This is a genomic window from Streptomyces sp. TLI_185, assembly GCF_003814765.1.
Classification (GTDB): domain Bacteria; phylum Actinomycetota; class Actinomycetes; order Streptomycetales; family Streptomycetaceae; genus Streptomyces.
This window is the reverse complement of record NZ_RKRB01000001.1, coordinates 7,908,688-7,933,256: the sequence shown is the minus strand read 5'-3', so window position 1 is coordinate 7,933,256 and position 24,569 is coordinate 7,908,688. Positions and strand designations below refer to the sequence as shown.

At 67.6% G+C, this 24,569-nt stretch carries 16 protein-coding genes; 9 read left to right on the top strand and 7 right to left on the bottom strand.

Annotated features, from left to right (window positions below; translation table 11 throughout):
• The first annotated feature begins 70 nt into the window (after positions 1 to 70).
• From EDD92_RS36485 to EDD92_RS36470, 4 genes are read left to right on the top strand one after another with little or no spacing between them, the layout of a single operon-like run.
• A complete protein-coding gene (locus EDD92_RS36485) occupies positions 71 to 1,156 on the top strand; it encodes an MFS transporter (RefSeq protein ID WP_260327364.1) in 1,086 nt (361 codons plus the stop codon).
• Positions 1,153 to 2,160 carry an ATP-binding cassette domain-containing protein gene (locus EDD92_RS36480; RefSeq protein WP_123968250.1) on the top strand — a complete coding sequence of 336 codons (1,008 nt, stop codon included), beginning with the start codon at positions 1,153 to 1,155 and terminating at the stop codon, positions 2,158 to 2,160. The genes EDD92_RS36485 and EDD92_RS36480 overlap by 4 nt, the downstream gene beginning before the upstream one ends.
• 1 nt (position 2,161) lies before the next feature.
• The gene (locus EDD92_RS36475) at positions 2,162 to 2,965 is read left to right on the top strand and encodes an ABC-2 family transporter protein (protein ID WP_123968249.1); all 804 of its coding nucleotides are present in this window, start codon (positions 2,162 to 2,164) and stop codon (positions 2,963 to 2,965) included.
• Between the two features lie 5 nt (positions 2,966 to 2,970).
• The gene (locus EDD92_RS36470) at positions 2,971 to 3,771 is read left to right on the top strand and encodes an ABC transporter permease (protein ID WP_123968248.1); all 801 of its coding nucleotides are present in this window, start codon (positions 2,971 to 2,973) and stop codon (positions 3,769 to 3,771) included.
• Positions 3,772 to 4,456: 685 nt separating this feature from the next.
• Here the strand turns inward: EDD92_RS36470 and EDD92_RS52510 are convergent.
• The 3 genes from EDD92_RS52510 to EDD92_RS36455 all read right to left on the bottom strand — a co-directional run bounded on the left by EDD92_RS52510 (position 4,457) and on the right by EDD92_RS36455 (position 12,434).
• The gene (locus EDD92_RS52510) at positions 4,457 to 4,813 is read right to left on the bottom strand and encodes a GNAT family N-acetyltransferase (RefSeq protein WP_399185507.1); all 357 of its coding nucleotides are present in this window, start codon (positions 4,811 to 4,813) and stop codon (positions 4,457 to 4,459) included.
• 189 nt (positions 4,814 to 5,002) lie between these two features.
• Complete coding sequence (locus tag EDD92_RS36460; protein ID WP_123968246.1) at positions 5,003 to 5,734, bottom strand: hypothetical protein; 732 nt, start codon at positions 5,732 to 5,734, stop codon at positions 5,003 to 5,005.
• On the bottom strand, positions 5,724 to 12,434 hold the full coding sequence (locus tag EDD92_RS36455; RefSeq protein ID WP_123968245.1) for an RHS repeat-associated core domain-containing protein: 6,711 nt from the start codon (positions 12,432 to 12,434) through the stop codon (positions 5,724 to 5,726). Before EDD92_RS36455 ends, EDD92_RS36460 begins: the two co-directional genes overlap by 11 nt.
• Positions 12,435 to 12,824: 390 nt before the next feature.
• Between EDD92_RS36455 and EDD92_RS36450 the strand changes: the two genes are divergently transcribed.
• Positions 12,825 to 13,850 carry a Tat pathway signal sequence domain protein gene (locus tag EDD92_RS36450; RefSeq protein WP_260326993.1) on the top strand — a complete coding sequence of 342 codons (1,026 nt, stop codon included), beginning with the start codon at positions 12,825 to 12,827 and terminating at the stop codon, positions 13,848 to 13,850.
• Between the two features lie 31 nt (positions 13,851 to 13,881).
• Complete coding sequence (locus EDD92_RS36445; RefSeq protein WP_260326992.1) at positions 13,882 to 15,597, top strand: hypothetical protein; 1,716 nt, start codon at positions 13,882 to 13,884, stop codon at positions 15,595 to 15,597.
• Between the two features lie 10 nt (positions 15,598 to 15,607).
• Here the strand turns inward: EDD92_RS36445 and EDD92_RS36440 are convergent, their stop codons facing one another.
• The 3 genes from EDD92_RS36440 to EDD92_RS36430 form a co-directional block, all read right to left on the bottom strand.
• On the bottom strand, positions 15,608 to 16,870 hold the full coding sequence (locus tag EDD92_RS36440) for an esterase family protein (protein WP_123968243.1): 1,263 nt from the start codon (positions 16,868 to 16,870) through the stop codon (positions 15,608 to 15,610).
• Between the two features lie 155 nt (positions 16,871 to 17,025).
• Positions 17,026 to 17,622 carry a dTDP-4-dehydrorhamnose 3,5-epimerase gene (gene rfbC / locus EDD92_RS36435; RefSeq protein ID WP_123968242.1) on the bottom strand — a complete coding sequence of 199 codons (597 nt, stop codon included), beginning with the start codon at positions 17,620 to 17,622 and terminating at the stop codon, positions 17,026 to 17,028.
• A gap of 28 nt (positions 17,623 to 17,650) precedes the next feature.
• The gene (locus tag EDD92_RS36430) at positions 17,651 to 19,660 is read right to left on the bottom strand and encodes a glycosyltransferase (protein ID WP_123968241.1); all 2,010 of its coding nucleotides are present in this window, start codon (positions 19,658 to 19,660) and stop codon (positions 17,651 to 17,653) included.
• Positions 19,661 to 19,884: 224 nt separating this feature from the next.
• Here EDD92_RS36430 and EDD92_RS36425 point away from each other — a divergent pair, with 224 nt between their 5' ends.
• Genes EDD92_RS36425 through rfbD form a run of 3 tightly spaced genes read left to right on the top strand, consistent with a single transcriptional unit; the run spans position 19,885 to position 22,816 of the window.
• Positions 19,885 to 20,952 carry a glucose-1-phosphate thymidylyltransferase gene (locus tag EDD92_RS36425; protein WP_123968240.1) on the top strand — a complete coding sequence of 356 codons (1,068 nt, stop codon included), beginning with the start codon at positions 19,885 to 19,887 and terminating at the stop codon, positions 20,950 to 20,952.
• On the top strand, positions 20,949 to 21,935 hold the full coding sequence (gene rfbB / locus EDD92_RS36420) for a dTDP-glucose 4,6-dehydratase (protein ID WP_123968239.1): 987 nt from the start codon (positions 20,949 to 20,951) through the stop codon (positions 21,933 to 21,935). The genes EDD92_RS36425 and rfbB overlap by 4 nt, the downstream gene beginning before the upstream one ends.
• Positions 21,932 to 22,816: a dTDP-4-dehydrorhamnose reductase gene (gene rfbD / locus EDD92_RS36415; protein ID WP_123968238.1), complete on the top strand. Its 885-nt coding sequence runs from the start codon at positions 21,932 to 21,934 to the stop codon at positions 22,814 to 22,816. The genes rfbB and rfbD overlap by 4 nt, the downstream gene beginning before the upstream one ends.
• A gap of 459 nt (positions 22,817 to 23,275) precedes the next feature.
• Here the strand turns inward: rfbD and EDD92_RS36410 are convergent, their stop codons facing one another.
• On the bottom strand, positions 23,276 to 24,529 hold the full coding sequence (locus EDD92_RS36410) for an MFS transporter (RefSeq protein ID WP_123970700.1): 1,254 nt from the start codon (positions 24,527 to 24,529) through the stop codon (positions 23,276 to 23,278).
• Positions 24,530 to 24,569: the final 40 nt, after the last annotated feature.

Genomic DNA, 24,569 nt, shown 5'->3' with positions numbered 1-24,569 from the left:
CACTGCGGCCGGCCGGCTCTTCAGTCGGCCGGCCGCGGTCGCGTCCTGCGCCGGTTTCGTCCTCATCGGCATGCTCCAGGCGCTGTACGGCCCCGCGGTGCCGGGCCTGCGCGCGGAGTTCGGCCTGGCGCCGTCCGGTGCCGGGCTCGGTCTGAGCCTGCACTTCACGGGCGGTGTCGCGGGCGTTCTGGCCTTCAACGCGATCCACTCCCGGATCAGCAACAGGGCGCTGCTGGCTGCGAGTTACGGACTGATGGCGCTGGGCGGCGCGGGCTTCGCACTGGCCCCCGACTGGCCCCTCGCCCTCGCCGCCGCCTTCCTCGGCGGCCTCGGCTTCGGCGGTATCGACTACGGCCTCAACCAGCTGTTCGCGGTCGGCTTCGGCGACCGCTCCACGGCCATGCTGAACGTGCTCAATGCGCACTTCGGCATCGGGGCGGTGCTCGGCCCGGCGGTGGTGGCATGGCTGGGTCCGGACGCGTACGCGTACGCCTTCGGGGCGTGTGCGGTGCTGGCGGCCGCACTGGTCCCTCTGGGCTCAAGTGGCGTATGTACACGCCCTGTTGAGCCGTCCGAGAAGCAGCAGCAACCTCCATCGCCGGGCGGCCGCCTCCCTCGCATCCTCGTGGGCTTCCTCGCCCTCTACATCCTGAACGTCGGCGTGGAGGCGGGCGTGGGCGGCTGGGAACCCACGCATCTGGAGACCGTCGGCTACAGCGCGACCGTGGCCGCCTCGGCGACCTCCGTGTACTGGCTGATGATGACGGCGGGCCGTTTCCTCGTCGTACCGATCACCCTGAGGTACTCCCCCGAGCGCATCCTGACGATCTGCGCGGCCGGCATGACCGTGTGTCTGCTGCTGGCACGTGTAAAAGGAGTGGCGCCGGTGGCCTACGCCGGTGTTGGGTTGTTCATCGCGCCGGTCTTCCCGACCGGACTGCCCTGGCTGAACAGGGCGCTTCCCCAGGCGAGGCGCGCAGGTGCCTGGGTCATCGCCGCGTCGATGATCGGCGGAGTGGCGGCTCCCCCGCTGCTGGGGGCGGGCATCGAGGCCTCGGGCATCCACGCCGTCCCCTGGCTGCTCACCGGACTCTCCGCCGCCTCCCTCGCGGCGACCGTCTGGCTGATCCAACTCACCCGGAGGTCCATCGAGTGATCGGCAGTATCGAGGTCCGCTCCCTCTCCCGTTCCTTCCACACCACCGTGCGCCGTCCGGGTTTCGCCGGCACACTCAGATCTCTCGTCAACCCGGAGCGGGCCGTCAAGCACGCCGTCTCCGACATCAGCTTCGACGTGGCACCGGGCGAACTCCTCGCCCTGCTGGGCCCGAACGGCGCAGGCAAGTCCACCACCATCAAGATGCTCACCGGCATCCTCACCCCCACCTCCGGCGAGGCCAGGGTCGCGGGTGTGGTGCCGTACGTGGAGCGGGAGCGCAACGCCCGCAACATCGGTGCCGTGTTCGGGCAGCGCACCCAGCTGTGGTGGGACCTGCCGGTCAAGGAGTCCTTCGCGATCCTGCGGGACATCTACGACGTGCCGAAGGACGAACACGCCGCGCGGCTGCGGGAGTTCGACGACATCCTCGAACTGTCCGCCTTCTGGGACACCCGCGTACGCCACCTCTCCCTCGGCCAGCGCGTGCGCTGCGACCTGGCCGCCGCGCTGCTGCACGACCCGCCGGTCGTCTTCCTCGACGAGCCGACCATCGGCATGGACGTGGTGGTCAAGGAGCAGGTCCGCGAGTTCCTGCGCCACCAGGTCGAGGAGCGCGGCCGTACGGTGCTGCTGACGACGCACGACATGACGGAGGTCGAGCGGCTCGCCGAGCGGGTCGTGCTGATCAACCACGGGCGGCTCGTCCTCGACGGCTCTCTCGACGAGATCCGCCGCAAGTTCGGCTCGACCTGGCAGGTGCGGGCGACGCTCGCCGACGGGCACGGCGACGTCGTACCGCCCCCGGGCATCGCACTGCTGCGGCAGGACGGCCCGCAGGTGGTGTTCGGCCCGGACGGGCCCGAGGCCCCCACCGTCCACCAGGCGCTCAAGGCGGTCATCGAGCGGTACGAGGTGACGGGCATCGCCATCGACGAGGCGGACCTGGAGGACGTGATGCGGGTCGCGTACGCGCATGCGGAGCCCGCGGCAGAAGGGGTCTGACATGGCCGTTCTGCACGCGTGGCGGGCCGCCCGCGTCACCCCGCTCGGCGAGCTGCACGCCCCGCCCCGGATGACGGCAGTCCTGGTCCGGCTGACCGTCCAGGTGGTCCTGGTCGCGTCCCTGTGGAGCGGCCTGTACGCGCACGCCGGCGCCACCGCCGGCATGACCCGCGAGCAGGCCATCACCTACGCCGTGCTGGCCGTACTCGCCTCCCGGCTGCGGGAGTTGGACCAGTACGCGGGCCGGGACACGGTCCTGCAGCACATGCACTTCGGCACCATCGTCTACTGGTATCTGCGTCCGCTGCCGCCCGCCCGCTACCATGCGCTGCGCGCGCTCGGCGAGCAGGTCTACGGGGCCGCGTGGGCGCTCGCCGGATACGCGGTGTGCCTGGCGGCCGGGGTGATCGAGCCGCCCGGGTCGGCGGCCGTGGCCGGGGTGTTCGTGGTCAGCCTGCTGCTCGGCCAGCTGGTCCTCTACTTCGTGATGCTGCTCCTGGACCAGCTGTGCTTCTGGACCATCCGCAACTCCTCCGCGATGCTCATCCTGCTCTTCGCGCAGAACCTGCTGTCCGGGGTGTACGCCCCGCTGTGGTTCTTCCCCGGCTGGTTCCGCACCATGAGCACCTTCCTGCCCTTCCAGGCGACGCTCAGCGTGCCCCTGTCGCTGTACGTGGGCCGGATCCAACTGGCCGACGCGGGCGGGCAGTTGGCGATCCAGGCCGTCTGGGTCGTCCTGCTCTTCTTCCTCACCCGGTTCCTGTGGCGGCGGGCCGCCCACCGGGTCATCTCCCAGGGAGGCTGATGCCTATGAATGCCGTCCGGATCGCCTGGCGCATCACACGCCTGAACATTCGCGCCCAGATGGAGTACCGCATCGAGTTCCTGCTGAACATCGCGATCGGCGCGATCTGGCAGGTGTCGGTGATCGTGTTCGCGACCGTGCTGCTGACCCGGTTCACCGGGATGGGCGGCTGGGACAGCTCGGAGGTGCTGCTGATCCCGGCGACACGGATGCTGGCACACGGGTTGTTCGTGCTCTGCCTGGGCCGCGTGCACCAGCTGGGCCGGTTCATCCAGGAAGGGAAGATCGACATCTATCTGCTGCGGCCGATGCCGGTCCACCGTCAGGTGCAGCTGCAGTTCTTCCCCACGAACGCCTTCGGTGACCTGACGGTCGCCGTCGGCCTGATGGCCGGCGCCCTGTCCCGCAGCCACCTCGACTGGACGGCGGGACGGATCACGTACCTCATCGCCTGTCTGCTCGGCGGCATGCTGCTGGAGGCCGCCCTGTTCACGGCGGTTGCCTGTGCCGCGCTCCGTTTCCCGGCCGCCGACTACTGGGGCCGCTGGCTGGAGGAGCTGCTCGGCACCTTCGGCAGCTATCCGCTGAACGTGCTGCCCAGGGCGGTGGGCGGCTTCCTCACCTTCGGCCTCCCGCTCGCGTTCGTCGCCTACTTCCCGGCGGCGGTGCTCACCGGCCACGGGCACGACACGGGTGTCCCGTACTGGCTGGCGGCTGCCTCCCCGCTGCTCGGCCTGCTCGCGTACCTCGGAGCACGGCTGCTGTGGCGCTGGAGCCTCGACCACTACACGGGGGTGAACGGATGACGACGAACGCGACGGCATACGGCTCGGCGCGGAGCCGGGACTGCCGCGGCCGCGGCACCTCTCGCACCCGGATGCCCCGGGCACAGCGCCGACATCGGGCCCGGCGGGCCTAACCTCCTGCCGTGGCCTTGCGGGGGGGGGCCGCAGATCGACCGAGCGGTGACGTCGGCCACCAGCCGCCCGTCCTCCCAGCGCGGTGCACCGGCCTCGCTGCGGGCCCTCACCTCACGGATGCCACGCGGCGAGAACCAGCGCGCCGCTGTCGTAAGTGGGTTACCTGGTCGAGGCTGATCCGGCTGACACTTCGGGCGCGCTGTCCGTTCGTTCCGACCTGGTTTGGCACACGCGCGGCGTTGGCTGCGGATATCAAGCGCCTTCTTGCGGGCCTCCATGGCGTCGCGGGGCAGCCAGGAGAACTCCAGCTTGTCGCCATGAGTGGAAAAATCAGGGCGTGGATCCGCATTACCCTTCACCGCCGAGCCTGCCGGCAACGAACCCTACCGACTCTCCTTAATCGTCGGTGCCTGCTGCTCGCCGGACTCACCATCGCCGACCAGAACATGTTTGACGCAACAGCCCTCAGTACCTGCCGCCGAGATCACCGCAGAGTTTCGCAAGAACCGTCTGCGCACCCTGAAGGCGTCACGTCAGCGAGCGAACTCTCCAGGAAACGGAACGGACCTGATTATGGCAAGTGGATCGTAGTGTCGGCAGAAGCGGGCCGCCATCGGCTGACCAGACGGCGCCATGCGCGTGTGAACCGCCCTGCCAAATGCGTGCACAATGCGCCGCTCTGAGGAAAGGAGACCGAGGTTTCCTCGGCCATCGCCGAGAAGAAGGACCGGCCCAGCGGAGTCTGTCCGGTGGTACTCCATCGAAAGCCTGGGCGGCGTGCGAGGAGGGCGTTGACAAGTTCTCGCCCGAGCCCCTGACGCTGCCAGGTATCGTGGACCCAGACGCTCAGGATCCGTCCTGTGCGGCAGTCATTACAGGTACGGAAGCGGAGCCGTCCTATGACTGCTTTCCTGGCATCAAGAAGCACGATTTCAGTGGCAGTGCGCCGGTCCGCGTCGAGTCGTTCCAACTCCGATCAACCGCCTCCCGGTACCGGCGTCAGCCCGCCCACAGGGACGACTGCCCAAGTAACACCGTAGCGAACGTGTGCCGACTCTGTGCCTTTGTTGCGCAGGCAGCGAGATCAACCGTCCCACGGGCCTGCGCCTTGGTCCGCCTAGATCCCCCCTGCCAGCCACCACGTCACACGGACCAGCCCCCAGCCACCCAGCGCCAGTACCACCCCTGTCGCGAGCGACGCCCCCCACACGTACCGCGGCTTGAGCTCGGTCGGCTCGCCGGTACCGGGAGCCACACAACGTTCGAGCCACAGAAACGTGAAGAATCCGAACCCGGTGGTCAGGCAGACGGTGAACCACACCCCACGGTTTTTCACCCGCTGGTATTTGCGTGGCAGAGCGTAAGCCGCGGTCAACACGGCCACGCCCACACCGGCCACAGCCCAACGCAGGGCGGTGGACCGAAGGAAGAGCGGATAGCTCGCGGGCAGCAGAACACTCAGGCCGCCTGGTTCGCGGTCAGTCTGCCGGCCCCGGAACGGGAGATCCCTGACGCGCACGTCCGCCTTGGCGGCGACCGCCTCCTCCACAGCGGCGACTTCACGGTCGCCGAACTCGCCCGGTACATGTGTGCGTAGTTCGCGGTAGATCAGTGGAGCCGTCTCCCAGAACAGTTTCACTCCGTGATCGTCGTACCCAATCTCGACCACCGGGGGCCTGTCCGACCGAAGGGCCTTCAACAGGTCTTCCTGAGTACTCGGAATCGGGAACTCCTGACACAGGAAGGCCACATACGACGTGAACAGGATTGACAGTGCCACGAGTCGTGCTGTCCTGGTCAACAATGTCGCAACTTCGACCCGGCCGGCGATACTGGAGTCATTGGACACGAACCGTCACCGTCCCGTAAAACTCCTGAGCGATACTGGCGAAGGCATGACCGGAAGGAACATCCTTCACCAAGGGGGCATGTGTCAGGGAGGATACCCCGGTCTTGTTGTACGAAGCGAAAGCAACTGTGAAGGAACGAGATTCCTTCGACTGGGCGATCACTTGGTACTCAATGTTGTAGCTACCGAGGAAGGCGGCGGGAGTTTCACTTCCAGCCTTTCCGTCTGTAGCCATACCAAGCAGATCCTTTCCTATGTTCGACTTTGCGTCCGCATGATCCGCACTGCCGCCGAGTTCACTCGCCGAGGCTTCGAAGCCAGCCCCGATGATCTTTCGGGCCAGATTTTCAATTATCGCCGTGTGGGACGCGTCCAACATGAGCTCCTGAGTCAATGGACTTCCGTCATCGAAGGGGATGTTGTTCACATCGCCCTTCCCGTCGGCCCACAGGGCCAAGAGGTCCACCCAGCTGAGCTGCGGAGACTGGCCGCTGAGGTAGTTACATGCGGCGGCTTCACCGCTGTTGACCGAGGCTCCCGCAGTGCACGGGCGCGTGTTTCCAGCGGTGGCCAGGATGTATTTCTGCAGCTGAATGGCCAGCTCTCTGTGAATGCCGGATTTCTCGCTGCCGACAAGGGAGTCCAGAGCCTGGACGCAGCTGCCGTTGCAGCCGCCGCCTCCAGAGCACTTGTGCGTATCGCAGTAGTGGCTCGAGCCCTTGTACTTCTTGGACCCGGGGTCGTTTTCGGCGTGATAGGTGCCGTACGTGCCGTTACTGCCTGAGCAGTAGTGTTCCAGCCCACAGCTTTCCAGACCCGTGGGGTCGCTGAGGTTCGTCGGATTATTCAGGGAGTAGGTGTAGGCGTTGAGCCCTTGGGGGTTGTAGGGAGCGCTGAGGGGGTCGGTGGTGAGGAAGCGGCCGAGGGTGGGGTCGTAGGCGCGGGCGCCGAGGATGTCGAGGCCGGTGGAATCGTCTTCGGTTTTGCCGAGGAAGCCGCGGTCGGTGCTGGTGGGTAGCGAGCCGGTGCGTTGGGCGCCGAAGGGGAGGTAGCGGCGGCGGGTGGGGGTGCCGGTGTCGGTGGCGACGGTGAGTTGGCTGGAGTTCTGTGGGTCGGACATCAGCCAGGTCAGGGTGCCGGTGCCGGTGCCGGCCACGCGCATGGCGCAGGTCGAGGTGGCGTCGTTGTAGTAGCGGGTGCCGATCGGGGTGGCGCCGCTGGTGGTGGCCTTGTGGAATTCCTGGCCGCCGAGGTAGAGCACGGTCTCGGTGGGGGCGGCCCGTTCCAGGAGGTTGCCGTCGGCGTCGTAGATGTAGCCGGTGGTCTTGTCGCCGCCGGTGGCGTGGAGGGTGGTCTGGGTGAGCTGGCTGAGCGGATTCCAGGCGTAGTCGGTGGAGATGCCGGATTCGGTGCGGGACTTCATCCGCCCGTCGGCGTCGTAGCGGTAGGTGTCCGTGCCGCTGGAAGTGATGATGCTGGTCACGCCGTGCGGCTGGGCCTTGCCCGCGGTGTAGTTCGACTGGTCGGCGGAATAGCCGGGGTAGACATAGTCACGGACGCTGGCACCCGAGGAGGTGGTGTTGGTGACCTTCTGCAGGTTGCCGATGCCGTCGTAGGTGTAGTCCTGCTGGTAGGGGGAGAGGGTGGTGCTGGTCAGGTCCGGGGTGAACGGGCCGGTGCAGCCGGTGGAGGCTTCGGTGGTCCACGCCTTCGTGATGCGGTTGAGCTCGTCGTAGGTGTAGCACTCGCTCTGACCGGTCAGGTTGTCCTTCAGCGCCGTGGTCTGACCGCCCGCGTCACGCGTGTAGGTGTCGTTCTGGACGGTGCCCTTGCTGCTGGTGGTCGTGGTGATGTTGCTCAGCCAGCCGGTGCCGGTCGCGTCGTCGTAGGCGTAGCTGCGCCGCGCGGTCGTCGTGGTGGTGGCGGTGGTGCCGTAAGTGCGTCCGGTCAGGCGGCCGAGGGTGTCGAAGTTGGTGGCATCCACGTAGGTGACGTTGGTGGTGTTGCCGCCGCTGCCCAGGACGCCGGTGACTGTGGTCGGCAGGCCGAGGCCGTCGTAGGCGGTGGTCACCGTCTCCTCAGGCAGGCCGCCCATGGCGGGGTAGTGAACGCTGGTCTGGTGACCTGCGGCGTCGTAGCCGTAGTCGTAGGTGTAGCTGCCGGCCATGCCCATGGCGTCGCTGGGCAACGTGTCCGTGATGCCGGTGGCGCGGCCGTTCGCGTCGTAACCCTTCACCGCCGTGGTGTATGCCTTGCCACCGGAGTACGAAGTCGCCGTCGCGGGCTGGCCCCGGCCGCCCGATGCCGTGTCATAGGTGTGGGCGGACAGCACCGTGCTGCCCTGGCTCACGGTCAGCGGCCGGTTCAGGTTGTCGTACGAGTAGGTCACCGTGGCACCGGTGGCGTCGGTCGTCGTTTGGATGTTGCCGTTGTCGTCGTACGTGGTCGACGAGGAGCCGGCGTTGGTGGTGGGGTCGGTGGTGGCGTCCGGGTCCGTGGTCGTCTTGCGCTCGCCGGCCCAGTCGTAGGTGTAGCGGGTGATGTTGCCCTTGGCGTCGGTGATCTGCGACAGCTTGCCGGTCGCCGTGTACTGGTACGTGGTGGTGTAGGTCGACGGGCCGAACTCGACCACCTTCGACGTCTGGCCGTACACGTCGGTGTAGGTGTTGGTCCGCTCCCCCACCGACGGCATGGTGGTGGTGTAGTCACCGTGGTAGTTGGTGATCGTCTGGCCCTGGATCTGCGGATTGCCGTTGACCATGATCCGCGACTGGGTGGTACGCCCGGCATAGTCGATCAGCAGGTCGGTGTACGACGGCAGGGAGGCGACCGTCGGGTTCACCATCCCGGAACCGGCGCCACTGGAGTTGTAGAACGGGGCCGAGGTGCCGGTGACATTGCCCGAGGTGTCGTACCGGGTGGAGACCACGGTCCGTCCCGTGGTACCGGGGGCCGTCGCCTGGGTCTCCCGGGTCCGGCCGAGGCCATCCACGTATGCGTAGGAGGCCACGTAGGTGCTGCCGGACTGCCGGGTCTCGCTCTCGACCACCGGCGGCGCGTCGGTGCGGTTGACCAGATACGGCACGCCGTCGGAGTTGGTCGCGGTGGTGATGGTGTAGGTGAAGCGCATCGACGGCGTGGTGCCCGCGTCGTAGCCGCCCATCTCGGTCGGCCGCCACACCTTCCAGGTGCGTCCGACCGCATCGTGGTCGATGCGAGTGGTCTGCCCGTTTGCGTCCAGGACCTTGTACGGGCTGCCCCACAACCTGGAGTACCAGGATGTGGTGGACAGCGCGGTGCCTGGGCCGTTGCCGTCCGGGTCCGGGCCGGTGACCTTCACCCCGCTGGTCGGCCAGGACGTTTCCGGCGAATACGTCGTGGTCGTGGTGTGGTTCGCCTGGTCGTTGGTGGCGTTGCCCTTGGCGTCCGTCGTGGACCGGATGCGGCCGGCGTTGTCGTAGGTGCTGGTGACCTTGCGGGAGTGCGTTGCGTCGAGGTCGGTGATCGCGGAGGTGACGTTGCCGTCGGTCGGCTTGTCCGTGGCCAGCGACGTCGCCCCGTCGTACAGGGTGATGGTGTCACTGTCGATGTTGGAGTCGCTGCGGCTGGTGCAGTCGGTGGAGTGGTGGATCGTCTCGTCGGGCAGCACCATCCACCGCTTCACATCGGAGTCGGGGAAGGTGTCAGTGTTGTAGGCCCGGCCGTAGACCGTGCACCTTTGATCGCCCGTGACCGCGCTGTCGCCCATGTCCTCGGTGCGCACCGGCAGACCGTAGCTGGTGCTGGTCGAGGAGGAGTTGTCGAAGACGTTGTTGACGACGTGTTCGCGCCAGGCGCCGCCGGAGATCAGTTCGTCGGTTGTCGTTTTGGACTCCCGCACGAACCGGGCATCGGGCAGCCCAATGTAGGTGGCCGTGTCGTAGGACCAGTAGTCGTGCCAGACACGCTGGTGCGACTGACCTGAGCCGTCACGCTGGCTGGACTCCAGCACATAGCCGCTCAGCCAGGGATGGTCGACGTAGGTGGTGCCGTTTCCGTCGGTCACACTCACACTGCGGGTCTTGGAGGAGTCGGACTTGTCGGTGCGGTCGCCGTCCATGCCCTGATACAGCCAGTAATACGTGGAGGCCGCGTTGGCCTTGGTGCCGGTGAACACCTCCACCTGCTGGTAGCCGCGCCAGTCCGACCACGACTCCTTGCTGTCCGGGGTGAGCGGGTCGTTGGGGAACGCCCACGCCGCACCGCCGTGGTACTCATACGTGGCGGTCATCACCGGATCACCGTCGTCGTCGGCGCCCTTGCCCACACCGGCATCCGAAGTCACCTTGCTGACCAGGTACTTCTTGAACCAGCCGGTGTGCTCGGTGGTATCGCCCTCCGGCGTCCACGTCTGCTTGAAACAGTCCTGCGTATTGGACGACTCACTCGGGAGGTTGTTGATGTCGCAGGCGTCCGGCTGCACGTAGGTCACATCGACGAACGAGCCCAGGTCGCCGTGGACCTCGTTGACCCGGCGGAAGTTGAGCAGGCTGGAGCCGACCTGGTTGTCCTTCCACTCACCGTTGAAGTTGATGGTCGGCAGCGTGATGTCGTCGCCGTCCCCGTACCCTCTGCGCTCCACATAGTCCAGCCACAGCTGATGCCCGATGGTGCCCGACGGGTCGGGCAGGCCGTACTTCATCTGGTACTGCATCGCCGGATCCCACGCCGAGGCGTCGTTGTCCCGCACCCAGGTGTGGATGTCCCACAGCATGTCGGTGGAGAAGAACGTCGGCGAATACGTCACCCCGGTGATGCTCCTGCAGGAGTCGTCCGCCGCCGTGCCATCACAGATCAGATCCGTCGGCACGTCGGGATAGGAATTCGGGTGGTCGGAGATCGACGGGCAGGGCGATACCGCGTTCTTCAGCGGGTCCATTTCCGTCATCCGCTCCGAACACCGGCCCACATGGGAGAGCGTCACCTCGGCGGGCAGCTGCGCGCCCGGGATCTGCGACGCCCACCCGTACTCGATCCGCGTCAGATACGAGGCCGCGTCATACGCCCGCGCCATATCCGTGGAGATCACCGAACGGTAGTGGTTTTGCTGCTTCTCGTAGAAGTACGAGGTCTCCACCTCGTTGGCGTCCACCACCCGGTCCAGGTTCCACCGGTAGGCCTGCGTGCACGGCTCCGGGAACTGGGAGAAGCACGGCTCACCGGAGTTGTTGCCCACCACCGGCACCGTCAGCACCGAATGCGTGTACTTGTCCCAGTTCGCGTCCGGGTCCGTGCGCTCCGAGCGGCCCCAGCCGAAGTAGTAGCGCGTCCCGTCCTGCTGGGAGATCACCCAGTACTCGTCGTCCGCCCCGTGCCCGCCGGTCAGATGCTGCACCCGCCAGCCCGGATCGTCCTGCACGTGATACGAACCCGCACCGGTGTTGTCCTGCACCAGCTCGGAGTTCACCCCGTTCAGGCTGATCACATAGATGGCGCCGTCCGGCTCCTGCGCCGTGTTCGGGGAGTCCCAGCACAGGTCACCGACCGTGCCGTTGCCGGTGCCATCGCTCTGGCAGCTGCGGTAACGGCGCTCGATGTAGCCGACGTTCAGATCCCAGCCCAGACCGGCCCAGGACGCCTGCGTGTTGTCCGCCGACGTCAGACCGTCCACCGCCTGCGAGTTGTACGACAACGACAGCGCCGGCGCCGACCCCGCCGGCGGCTTCGGCAGCTGGATCGGCAGGCTGTAGGTGAACGCACCCGACCCGGTGGAGACGTTCCACGAACCAGACGGGCTCAGCGACGACGCCCGGTAATCTCCCCCATCACCGGACGACCCCGACGCCACCGCGTACACCGTCCCCGACGAGGCGGTGGTCGCCGCCAGCGGCGCCGAGCGCGCCAACTGCGTCGACACACCCGAGGTCAGGCCGTTCAGCGGCTGCTGATCCAGCAGAGCGCCCGACGGGTCACCGTCCGCCTGGACCGTCGCCGTCAGCGTGCCGGTCCTGACGTCGTTGGTCGCCTCCACGATCTTCCGGTCGCCCGGCGAACATCCCTTGGCCTTCGGCGTGGTCAGCGCGCACGCCGGGAACTTCACCAGCCGCACACGCGACGCGAAATTACCGCCGTAGGCGTTCTTGAAGCCCGAGTAGTCCAGGCTCAGCTCTACCAGGCCCGCCGATGTGACACCGTCCTTGCGGGTCAGCTGCACGCCCAGTCCGACACCGCCCGCCGGAGCCACCGCCTTGCGGTCCAGGACCTCGACGTCGACCGAGGCAGGCGCCGCCGACTTCGCCTTCGCCGCCCCCGAACCGCCCAACAAACCCGGATCCGGAGCCTTGTTCAGCAGATCCCGGTAGGGCGCCGGGCCGACCGTGACGACCGCGGCCTTCGCGTCGGCGCTGGTCCCGGCCGCATCAACCACCGCACCGGAGGGTGCCACCGCCAGCGCCTTGCCGGGCTTGACGCCGTTGAGGTCCACCAGAGCGCCGGTCGCCTTCGGCCAACTGGACTTGACCGGCTTGGTGGGGGCCGGGTCCGGCTCGTCCTTGCGGGCAGCCGCCGCGGACTGCGTCGGCACCGGCGGCGTGCGCGTGACATGCGACGCCGACGACTGTGACGCCGACGACTGCGGCGAAGCCGCCGCCGGCACCCCGGACAGGAGGCCCGCTATCAAGGCACCGGAAACGAGCAGCACCAGGTTCTTCGACCGCGACATCGCGCAACCCCCACCAGACATGGCACAGAGGCCGCAACATCCCGGCGCCCCGGCAACCCCTCAAAGGCCCCCGCCCGACCTGTGGCTTCACGCGAAGACCACAGCCCGGTCACAGAGCGATCCGGAACCTAATCGGCCACCAAACGCCAGGGAAAGATCAATGAAACGGACATTGATCGACAGATGATGGCAACAAACGACAGATCCACTCTGTGATGTCCATCACATTTCACGTGTTTTGGGAACCACTGTGAGACAGGTCTGGCGTCGACTGATCACGTGATGCTTCAATCCCCCCTCACTCAAGGAGATTTCAGGGGGGTTGTCGACAGGATGCGTGACGCACTTGCAACCATGAGCCGCAGGCAACTGATGAGATGGACCGGGGGAATGCTGGGAACGGCCACCGTCGGCTCCGTCGCATTGGCCGGCGGCACCGCGTCCGCGGCCGTCGCCACATCCACCAAGTTCGACCTCACCGCACCGTCGAGCGAGTTGTTGCGGGAGATAGACCTCCAAGACGTCCGCGTCCTGCAGTCCTTCTCCTTCGACAACGCCAACAAGCACATCTACACGGTCGGCCTCGTCCAGGAATACAGGCAACTCCCCGGGGAATCCCGCCAATACACCAATGCCGAACGTTCGGCCAACGGCGACTTGGTCGTCACTCGTCTGGACCTCACCGGTGCCGAAATCGGGCGCATGTACCTCAAGGGATTCGGGCATGGCGTCTCGATAGCCGCCGAACCCTCCGGAAACAGCGCCTACCTGTGGACCGAGACCGACGCCGTGGCGGAAACCGATGCAAACAACAACACCAACGGCTGGGGCACCAAGCTGGCCCGTTTCAAATTCGCCAACGGCGCGGTTCTCACCACCGGTTCATCGCAGCTGACCAAGTTCAGTCCGGTCTCCGGAGCCGACCGGACCACCGTGGCCATCGACCCGGTCAACAGCCGTCTGGCCGTGCGCTATCGGGCCAGCAATGTCTTCAAGTTCAGCCTCTATGACCTGGCCACCTTCAAATCCGGCACGTTCACCCCGCTGGCCACGGTCACGCAGCCGACCGGTAGCGCCTATTCCGATTTCCAGGGCTTCACGAGCCTCGGCCAGTACCTGTACATGATCGACGGAAACGCCTACACGTACGCCAACAACACGACGACGACACCCAACAATCCCGACGGCAATACGTACATCACCAGAATCGACTGGAACACCGGGTCCGTCAGCGACCGCCAGCTCACCAAGGCCGGCCAGAGCCTCTACTACCGAGAACCCGAAGGTCTTGCCATTCAGATTCCGGACACCAGCAACATGGCCGCCTGCCGACTGGTCATGGGATTCGCCTCGGAAAACTCAGCCACCGATACCGACAAAATGGCGAGTCTTTACTACAAGAGCTCCCTCGTCTGATCATGGCTCGCTCGCCCAAGGGGCTCCTCGCATGAGTCAGACGACCGACGCCGCTGCTGTACCCGCCGCCACGACCGGCCGTCCGGGTCTGTCGTCACCGGCTGACCCGGGACTGCTGCACCGCGCGATCACGCTGCTCGCCGTCATCAGCTTGTTCATAGGCACGCGCGCCGACTGGAACACCGCGATTGCGACACGTCCGGCCATCGGGCTTGTCATCACCCTCAGTTACGCCGGAATCCTGGTCCTCGGGATCTTCGCCCTCGCGGTACGCAGTCGGTGCGCCCTCGTGCGCGTCGACGCGGGCGCCCTGCTGGTCGCCATCACCCTGGCGCTGTGCTCGTACGCCCTCGGCGGCGGAATGAACGACGAGACGGTGCTGATGACCCAGGCCACGCACGAGCTGGTGCACGGGCATGCGGTGTACGGGCAGGAGTGGCCGTGGGTGTTCCAGCACCACCACGTCGCGGTCACGAAGACCATGTCGGGCGGTGCTGACTACGCCTTCGCGTATCCGCCGCTGGCAGTGGTGTTCAACGCTCCCGTATATGCGTTGATCGGGGCCAAGGCGGCCACGTTCGTCCCGACAGTCCTGCTGATCGTCGGCGCAGCAGTGTTGTGGGTTCTGCTGCCGGTGCCCTGGCGGTCGGCGGCGACGGTGGTCTGCCTTGGCTTCCCCATGCTCAAGGGGTACGCGGCCATGGGGTATCCGGCGATCCCGGCGCTCGTCCTGCTCATCCCCGTCGTCATTCACTGGCCGTCCATCGGTGCCGGGGGGCGGCTTCGCCGCTGGGACGTGGTTCGCGCAGGGCTTCTCGGCGCCGCATGCGCGACGCATCAACTGCCCTGGTTTCTGACTCCTTTCCTGCTGGTAGGTCTGTACGCATTGCGACGCGGTGAGCTCTCAGGGCGGGTCGCTCTCGCGGTGGTCGCACGCTTCACCGCAATCTCTGCGGTCGTGGCCCTGGCCGCCAACGCCTACTTCATCGTGCAGAGCCCAAAGGCCTGGATCTCCGGGCTGATCCTGCCTTTCACCCAGCACGGGGTGCTGCACGGCCAGGGCATCATGGGCCTGTCCTACTACTTCTCGAACGGCAGCAGCCGACTGGACTTCTACTCGTACGGCAGCATGCTGCTGGCCGCCGGACTGCTCGTGCTGTTCATGCTGTTCGTACGGCGGTTGGGCCCGGCCGCCGTCGTACTGCCGTGGTGCGCGTTCTACATGGCCACGCGGTCGCAGGACGGCTACTACCTGATGATGACCCCGCTGTGGGTCGCGGCCGCAGCCACCGCTCCCTGGTCCGCCTTCGCGTCCGCCTGGCAGCCCCGCTTGCCGCTGGGCCGACGGCGTGCGATCAATGTGGCCGTGGCAGCGGCCGTGCTGCTTCCGGCCGCCGTCTCTGTGACCATCGCCGCTGCGAGCGGGCCACCGATCCGACTGGTGATCAACGATGTCCGGGGGGACAGAGGCGGTATCAGCGGGCTCACCTTGCTGGCGACGAACACCGGTGACACCGCACTGGCCCCCCACTTCGCGTCGAGTACCGGCGAAAGCGCGTCCGGGTACTGGACCGTACGCAGCGGCCCGGCCGTGCTGCGCCCGCACCAGTCGGCGCGTTACGTACTGGTGGCGAGCGGTGGACGCTACTCCCTCCCCCACCGGGCCCACCTGCGGGTACGACTGAGGGTTTTCACGGACAGACCGCAGACCCTGAGCAGCACCGATATCCAGGTGCCGAAGGATTAGCAGCCGTCCGTTACCTGCGCCGGGTGGGGGTCTCGGAGGGTTCCGGGCCGGAGGCGTTCACCGAGGTGCGGCCGGGTTTGTGGACGTGGCGGGGTACGACGTCCTGGGGGAAGGTCAGCTGCTGGTTCATCCACTTCAGGGTGGCCGGCATCTCGCGTACCCAGGTGGGGAAGTTGTGGCTGCCGTTCTCGGGCAGGATCGACGCCACGCGCATGGGTGCCTTGACGGCCTTGATGAACGCCAGGGTCTGCGGGTAGCCCTTCTCGCCGTGTTTGCTGTCCGCGACCAGGACGGAGACCTGCGGCACGGGCAGGTGCTTGAGCCGCCACATCAGGTCGTGCCCGTTGATCCGGTTGACCCGGCCCAGCCCGCTGCCGAAGAGGTTGCCGGTCGTAGGGTCGTCCTTGACCTTGTAGTCGGGTGAGAGGGCGCCCGCCGTCGTGTACACGTGCGGGTTGCGCATGGTCAGTTGCAGGGCGCAGCTGCCGCCGGAGGAGTAGCCCATCACTCCCCAGGCGCTGGCGTCGTGGCCCACCCGGTAGCTGGCCTTCAGGGCGTCGGGCAGGTCCTTGGCCAGGAAGGTCTCGGTCTGCGGTCCGCCCGGCACGTTCACGCACTCGGTGTCGCGCGGCGGAGCGATGGTGGGCCGGATCATCACCATGATGGTCGGCTGCATCTGGCCGCTCTTTTGCAGCTGTCCGGCGGTCTGGGACACCCGCAGGTACTGCGCGAGGTTGAAGATGCTGCCCGGGTAGCCGCTGAGCGCGACGATCACCGGGAAGCGCTGGCGGTGGTAGGCCTTTTGGAAGTACTGCGGCGGCAGATACACGAACGCCGGGTCGACCACGCCGGTGCGCCGGCCGATCACCTTCACGGACTCCACCCGCCCGTTGACCGCCGCGGGGCCGGTGGGCAGACCGCTGACCCGGCTCAACTGCTCATCGCCGGCGGGCTGTATCAGGGCGCCCTTGACGGAGACACCCGTCATGCCCCCGCCGTCGTTGGTGCCGCCCGCCTGCGTGATGCCGACGGGAGCGGTGTCGACGCTGCCGAACAGCTCCCCCCACGAGCCGAAGAACTGATACGAGGAGTTCAGCCAGCACGCGAACGCCGCGATGATCGTCACCTGGGTCACTCCGACGGCCGCCAGCCGTCCCAGCACCTGCCCCACACTCTGCCGGGCCAGCCGTGGCCACAGCCAGACCAACAGCGCCACACAAACAGCGGCCACCACCGCCATCACGTACACAGTCGTCTCGCTGGTCAAGCCCATGCCACTCAGTCCCCGGTTTCCTCACCCATGGTCATTCCGTCACCCAGAAGGAGGGCTGCGGACCCTTCCGCGTTCCCCAAAGGGTGCTAAAAGGAAAAAGAACGGGGCCCTTCCGTGTTCTTACGGAAGAGCCCGGTTCCAGACATGAGCGGCTGTCAGTCGCCGCGGAGAGTCCTGCGGTATGTGACGCAATCCTCATACGCCGGGAGCAGGCCCTGTGCCTCTGCCTCGGCGAGTGTCGGTGCCTGCTCGTCCTTGGGGGACAGCAGCGGCTCGATGCCGGCGGGCCATTCGATGGCGAGGTCCGGGTCGAGCGGGTGGATGCCGTGCTCGCGTTCGGGGGCGTAGCCCTCGGAGCAGAGGTAGACCACCGTCGCGTCGTCGGTCAGGGCGAAGAAGGCGTGACCGAGGCCCTCCGACAGATAGACGGCGTGATGGCTCTCGTCGTCGAGCCGGACGGCCTCCCACTGCTTGTAGGTCGGGGAGCCGACGCGGATGTCGACGATGACGTCGATGACCGCGCCGCGCACGCACTTGACGTACTTGGCCTGGCTCGGCGGAACATCCGCGAAGTGAATACCCCGCAGCGTGCCCCGCTTGGAGACGGAACAGTTGGCCTGCGCGAGGGTGAGGTCCTGGCCCGTGGCATCGCGGAACTCGGCGCCGCGGAACCACTCGTGGAAGCTGCCGCGGTCGTCGGGGAAGACCTTGGGCTCCAGCACCCAAGCACCCTCAATTCCCAGTGGTCGCACGTATTGATCCTTGCCTCGCGTGGTTCGGTTACTTCTTCAGGGCTCGACGGAGCTTGCCCGCGGCGCGGCGCAGCAGCGTCGGCTCCGCGGGGCGGGCGGCGGGCTTGCGCCGCGCGGGGTCCTTGGCTGCCAGGTCGGCGGCAGCGGCCGCGAGCGGCTTGACCACGGCACCACCACTCGCGGAGACATCGAGCGCCAGCGGGAGTGCCACCGGCTTGCCGCCTCCGGTCGAGGGCACGGTCAGCTCCAGCCGCCACTGGCCGTCCGCCAGCTCACCGAGCGGAAGGCCGGCGCTCAGCTCGGCCTTGTCTGCGCCGCGGGCGGTCAGCGTGGCCGTGAGGTCGACCGAACGGCCCGCCGAGGCGCTCGTCAGCTTCAGGGCTGCCTCGCTCTCGCCCTGGACGTGGAAGGGCAGGGCAACAGCGATGCGGCCGGGGTCCGTTGTCACCGTGACGTCGGCGGCGGTGAGACCGGCGAACTCGTAGGAGATCCGGTTGGTCTTCTGGCCCACGTCGAGCGAGAGGTTGCCGTGCGGATCGGTCCAGTACGGCAACACCAGCCGCGCCGGGGAGCCGACAACGGCAGCACGCCGCCCGCGCCCGGCCTCCTCGCCGCGCACGGAACCCAGGCGGGTCTCCTTGGTCCAGCCGCAGGAACTGATGCGGATGAGGACATCCCAGATCCCCGCATCCAGTCCCGCACCGTTCGCCGCCGACAGCGGGTCGACCTCGGCGGTGGCCCGCAGCACCTGCCGGAAATAACCCTCCCGGCCCGCCACCGCGACCTTCTCCCGGGTCAGCTCGACGGGCTGGAAGAACTCCGCCGCCGTCGCGCGCTCGCGTACGACGAGGTCCACCTTGGACTTGCCCAGCGGGGCGGAGGTGTCCGCGCCCAGCAGCGCGATGGCGTCCAGGCTGGTCTTCGGCAGCGGCGGGGCGAGCAGGTCCTTGTCACCCTCGGCCCGGAAGGTGATGGGCTCACCGCCCGACTGGTACTCGGCGGTGAAACCGATCGTCAGCCTGCCGTTGTCCCAGCCGAGGTTCTCGAGGACGCCGGAGGGCTTGATCCCGGACTCCCACTGGGCGAACTCCTCGACGTCGGCGAGCCGGTTCGCCGCGATCAGACCCGCGACGATCTGCTGCGTGGGCTGCATGCCCGCGGCGACACCGGGCCCGAAGCGCTCGACGACCACCTTGTGGATCTCGTCGAACAGCTCCTGACGGTAGTCCTCCGGCAGCTTCAGCAGCCGCTGACCACGCATCCGCTCGACCATCTCGTTGCGCAGCCAGCGGCGAAAAAGCCGGTCCCGCAGCGGACCCGGCTCGGTCAGCTCCTCGACGACATCCAGGGCCTCACGCAGGTTCTTGAAATAGCCGACTGGGTCGAAACGCTGGAAGCCCGCGTTGGAGGCATCCTCCCGCTTGACGTGGTAATAGCACAGATAGTCACTGAGCACGGCGACGTTCTCGGCCCGCAGATAGGCCTCGGTGACAAAGACGTGGTCCTCCAGACGGCGGCGCCCCTCCATGTAGCGGAGGTTGTGCTTGTCCAGGAAGGCCTTGCGGAACATCTTGTGCGGGGTGAGGCTGTCGATCAGCGGGGCGTTCTCGACGTTCGCGTGCGGCCGGTTCTTGCGGAACAGCTCCAGCGGGACCGGACGGCCCTTACCGGCCATCTTGCCGACGATCACATCGGCGCCGTTCTCCACACCGTAGTTGTACATCCGTTCCAGGGCCTCGTCGCCCAGCCAGTCGTCGTTGTCCACGAACTGGATGTACTCGCCCTTGGCGGCGGCGATGCCGGCGTTGCGCGGCTTGCCCGACCAGCCTGACGCTTCCTGGTGGATGACGTGCATGTGCGGGTACTCGGCGGCCAGCCGGTCCAGGCGCCCGGGCGTCTCATCGGTGGAACCGTCGTTGACGAAGATCGCTTCGTACTCGTCGTCCGGCAGGCTCTGGCGCAGAAGGGAGGCGATGCAGTCCTCGATGTACTTGCCCGGGTTGTAGACCGGGATCACCACGCTCACCTTGATGGGCATGTGTCTTCTTCCGCCTCGGTTACTGGGAGTGACTTCGTGACGGCCCGGCGCACGACGCCGCCCAGAACACGTTCGAACAAGGCTAACGTGTGATGGTCACACCAAGGGCACGGAAACTTGCAGCCCCGGGCACAAACGGATCACAAAATCCGGGGAATGGTTTGAAGAACTGTGGCGGAACACACGGCGCGTTGCTTGACAGGTCCCCGGTTAGGATGCCGCTCATGAAGGCTCTCGTTCTCTCTGGTGGCTCGGGCACACGTCTCCGCCCCATTACCCACACATCGGCCAAGCAGCTGGTGCCCGTCGCCAACAAGCCCGTGCTGTTCTACGGGCTGGAGGCCATCGCCGACGCCGGCATCACGGATGTCGGGATCATCGTCGGCGACACCGCCGAAGAGATCCGCGAAGCCGTGGGTGACGGCTCGAAGCTCGGCATCAACGTCACCTACATCCCCCAGGACAAGCCGCTCGGCCTCGCCCACGCGGTACTCATCGCCCGCGACTTCCTCGGCGACGACGACTTCGTCATGTACCTCGGCGACAACTTCATCGTCGGCGGCATCACCGGCCTGGTCGACGAGTTCCGCACCGAACACCCCGACGCCCAGATCCTGCTCACCCGGGTGCCCAACCCGACCTCGTTCGGTGTCGCCGAACTCGACGCGAGCGGCCGCGTCAAGGGCCTGGAGGAGAAGCCCAAACAGCCCAAGAGCGACCTCGCCCTGGTCGGCGTGTACCTCTTCACCCCCGCCATCCACGAGGCCGTCCGCAGCATCGAGCCCTCCTGGCGCGGCGAACTGGAGATCACCCACGCCATCCAGTGGCTGATCGACCAGCGCAAGGACGTCCGCTCGACGACCATCTCCGGCTACTGGAAAGACACCGGGAACGTCGCCGACATGCTCGAGGTCAACCGCTCCGTCCTGGAATCCCTCGAGCCGGGCATCGAGGGCACCGTCGACGCCTCCAGCGAGATCATCGGCCGCGTGCGCATCGACGCCGGCGCCCAGGTCCGCGGCTCACGCATCGTCGGCCCCGCCGTCATCGGCCCCGGCTCCGTGATCAGCGACTCCTACATCGGCCCCTTCACCTCCATCTCCGAGGACTGCCGCATCGACGACAGCGAGGTCGAGTACTCCATCGTCCTGCGCGAGTCCTCCATCACCGGCGTGCGGCGCATCGAGGCCTCCCTCATCGGCCGCAACGTCCAGGTCACCCCCGCGCCCCGCAACCCCGCAGCCCACCGATTCGTCCTCGGCGACCACAGCAAGGTACAGATCTCCTCATGACCACGAGAATCCTGGTGACCGGCGGAGCCGGCTTCATCGGCTCCCACTACGTCCGTACCCTGCTCGGCCCCCAGGGCCCCGGCGACGTGGCGATCACCGTCCTGGACAAGCTCACCTACGCCGGCAACCTTGCCAACCTCGACGAGGTACAGGGCCACCCCGGCTTCGCCTTCGTCCAGGGCGACATCTGCGACCCCGACCTGGTCGGCAAGCTGATGGCCGAACACGACCAGGTGGTCCACTTCGCCGCCGAGTCCCACGTCGACCGCTCCATCGACGGCGGCGCCGAGTTCGTCCGCACCAACGTGGTCGGCACCCACACCCTCATCGACGCCGCCCACCGGACCGGCATCAAGACCTTCGTGCACATCTCCACCGACGAGGTCTACGGCTCCATCGACGAAGGCTCCTGGCCCGAGACCCACCCGCTGCAGCCCAACTCGCCCTACTCCTCGGCGAAGGCGTCCAGCGACCTGATCGCGCTGTCCTACCACCGCACCCACGGCCTCGACGTGCGCGTGACCCGCTGCTCCAACAACTACGGGCACCACCACTTCCCCGAGAAGGTCATCCCGCTGTTCGTGACCAACCTTCTCGACGGCAAGAAGGTCCCGCTCTACGGCGACGGCGGCAACATCCGCGACTGGCTGCACATCGACGACCACGTCCAGGGCATCGAGCTCGTGCGCACCAAGGGCCGCCCCGGCGAGGTCTACAACATCGGCGGCGGCACCGAACTGTCCAACAAGGAACTCACCGGCCTCCTGCTGAAGGCCTGCGGCGCCGACTGGGACACCAGCGTCGAGTACGTGGAAGACCGCAAGGGCCACGACCGCCGCTACTCCGTCGACTGCACCAAGATCCGCGAAGAACTCGGCTACCAGCCCCAAAAGAGCTTCGAGCAAGGCCTCGCCGAGACCGTGCAGTGGTACCGCGACAACCGCGCCTGGTGGGAGCCCCTCAAGGAGCGGGCCGCGCTGTGACCGACAACCGCACCTGGCTGATCACGGGCGCGGGCGGCATGCTGGGCCAGGACGTCCTGGCCCAGCTGGACCGGGCGGGGAAGCGGTATGTCGCCCTCGACCGCAAGGCGCTGGACCTCACCGACGCCGACGCCGTCACCGCCGCGGTCACCGAGCACCGGCCCGCCGTCGTCGTCAACTGCGCCGCCTGGACCGCCGTCGACGACGCCGAGACCCGTGAGAACGAGGCCCTGCGCATCAACGGCGACGGTCCCCGGAACCTGGCCGCGGCCTGCGCCCGCACCGGGGCCGTGCTGCTGCACGTCTCCACGGACTACGTCTTCGCCGGCGACGCAGACAAGCCGTACGCCGAGGACGCCCCCACCGCCCCCCGCAGCGCCTATGGCCGCACGAAGCTGGCCGGAGAGAAGGCGGTCCTCGGAATCGAGCGCGGGTACGTCGTCCGCACCGCCTGGCTCTACGGCGCCGGCGGCCCCAACTTCGTCCGTACGATGATCAAGCTGGAGGGCGTCAAGGACACCCTCGACGTCGTCGACGACCAGCGCGGCCAGCCCACCTGGACCCTCGACCTCGCCGACCGGCTGGTCCGCCTCGGACACGCCGCACTGACGGGCACCGCCCCCGCCGGGATCTACCACGCCACCAGCGGCGGCGAAACCACCTGGCACGGCCTCACCCAGGAGATCTTCCGCCTCCTCGGCGCCGACCCCGACCGGGTCCGCCCCACCACCAGCGCCGCCTACGTCCGCCCGGCCCCCCGGCCGGCGTACAGCGTCCTCGGCCACGACCGATGGGCGGCCGCCGGGATCGAGCCGATCCGCGACTGGCGCCAGGCCCTGCACGAAGCATTCCCGGCACTGCTGGCAGCCGAACGACCGTAAACCGACATACAACTCCCTTTGAAACGGGCAGGGTTGGCTGAACCGGCTGCTGGTTCAGCCTTCCTGCTCGTTTTCGCTTCGTCCGACGCTCAGTGCGAATCCCTGCGGCGACGGACGACGAGCACCACACCGCTCAGCACAACGGCGCAGTCCGCCGAGGCGGCGATGAGGAGCGCCCGGCCTCTGCCCGCGGCGGCCAGGGTGCGGCAGGGCGGAGGTCGGCTGGTAGCCGGTCCGCACCCCCGCCCGAAAGTTCCTGCCTGCGGTTGTTTACGCGTCGGACTCGTTCACTGGACCAGCTCGACGTGCGGGTGGTCCGGGGCTCGTCTCCTCGATCACCAGCGGCCTGTCGTCGATGTTCCGACCACCTCCCGCGCCGGGGCCGGCCGCTGCGCTGCTGACGGTGGCTCAGGTGCTGCCGGGCACCTGAGCCACCGCATGCGCATGCCCGCATGCCGATCAGCCACCGCGCCCTGACCGTCGTATCGGCGTGAACAGGGCCGCGACCGCGATCAGTACGCAGCAGCCGCCCGCCACCACACCCACGGGGGCCGTCCCCTGCCGTTCCGCGGACCACGTGAGGACGGCCGCGCCGATCGGCGCCGCGGAGTAGTGGAGGGTCCAGAACGCGGAGGTGACACGGCCGAGCAGGGGCTCGGGGGTGACCTCCTGGCGCAGGGACATGGAGCAGGTGCCGGCGATGGCGATGCAGGCCAGGAAGGCCGCGCCCAGGGCGGCCACCACGCGTACGTCCCGAGCCCAGCCCAGGCCGGCGAAGGTGAGCCCACACACCGCGACCGCGCCCGTCCAGGTCCGCCCGAAGCCGAGCCGGCGCCGGATCCGGGCGACCAGCAGGGCACCGGTGATGGTGCCGAGCGCGCCGCAGGCCATGACGGTGCCGACCGTGCCGTCGTCGCGGCCGAGGTCGTGCTTGAGGTGGTAGATGACCAGGTCGGTCAGGCCGAGAGTGAGGAAGCTGAAGACGAAGAGAAGGGCGGTGAGGGACCGCAGGACCGGATGGCCGTACAGGAAGGACACCCCCGTGCGCAGATCCCGCCAGAGGCCGGTGCGCTCGGGTGGCCGGTCGTCGGCGGGGCGCGCGCGGAAGCGTACGAGGAGCATGCAGGCCGCCGACACCCCGAAGCTCGCCGCGTCCACGCCGACGGCGGCGGCCGGCCCGGTCCAGGCGGCCACGAGTCCCGCGCCCAGCGGTCCCAGTACCCCGGCTCCGGCGGCCGTGGCGTTCAGGCGCCCGTTGGCCTCCGTCAGCCGGTCGCTGTCGACCAGGCTGCGGACGACGGTGACGTAGCCGACGGCGAAGAACGTGCCGACGGCCTCGCACAGCGGCAGCACCACGTACAGCAGCCACAGCTGCGGGCCGAACAACCACACGACGGGGATCAGTCCGTACAGCAGCATCCGTACGAGGTCGCAGGCGATGAGGAGTCTGCGGCGGTCGGCACGGTCCACCACGACCCCGGCGAACACCGCCGCGAGGACGGCGGCGGCCGAGCCCGCCGCCGTCAGCAGACCCATGCGCGCGACCGACCCGGTGGCCTGGAGGACGAGCAGGGGCAGGGCGATCAGAGCGAAGGAGTCGCCGAGGACGGACAGGGTCTGGGCGGTCCAGAAGATACCGAAGTCCCGTTGCCGCCACAGGGGTCGAGCGGTGAGGGGTGTGGTCTCGGGAGCGCTGCTCTCCGGCTTCCGGATGTCGCGCTCTCCGTCACCGCTGTCCGGCTCGCCTTCCTGC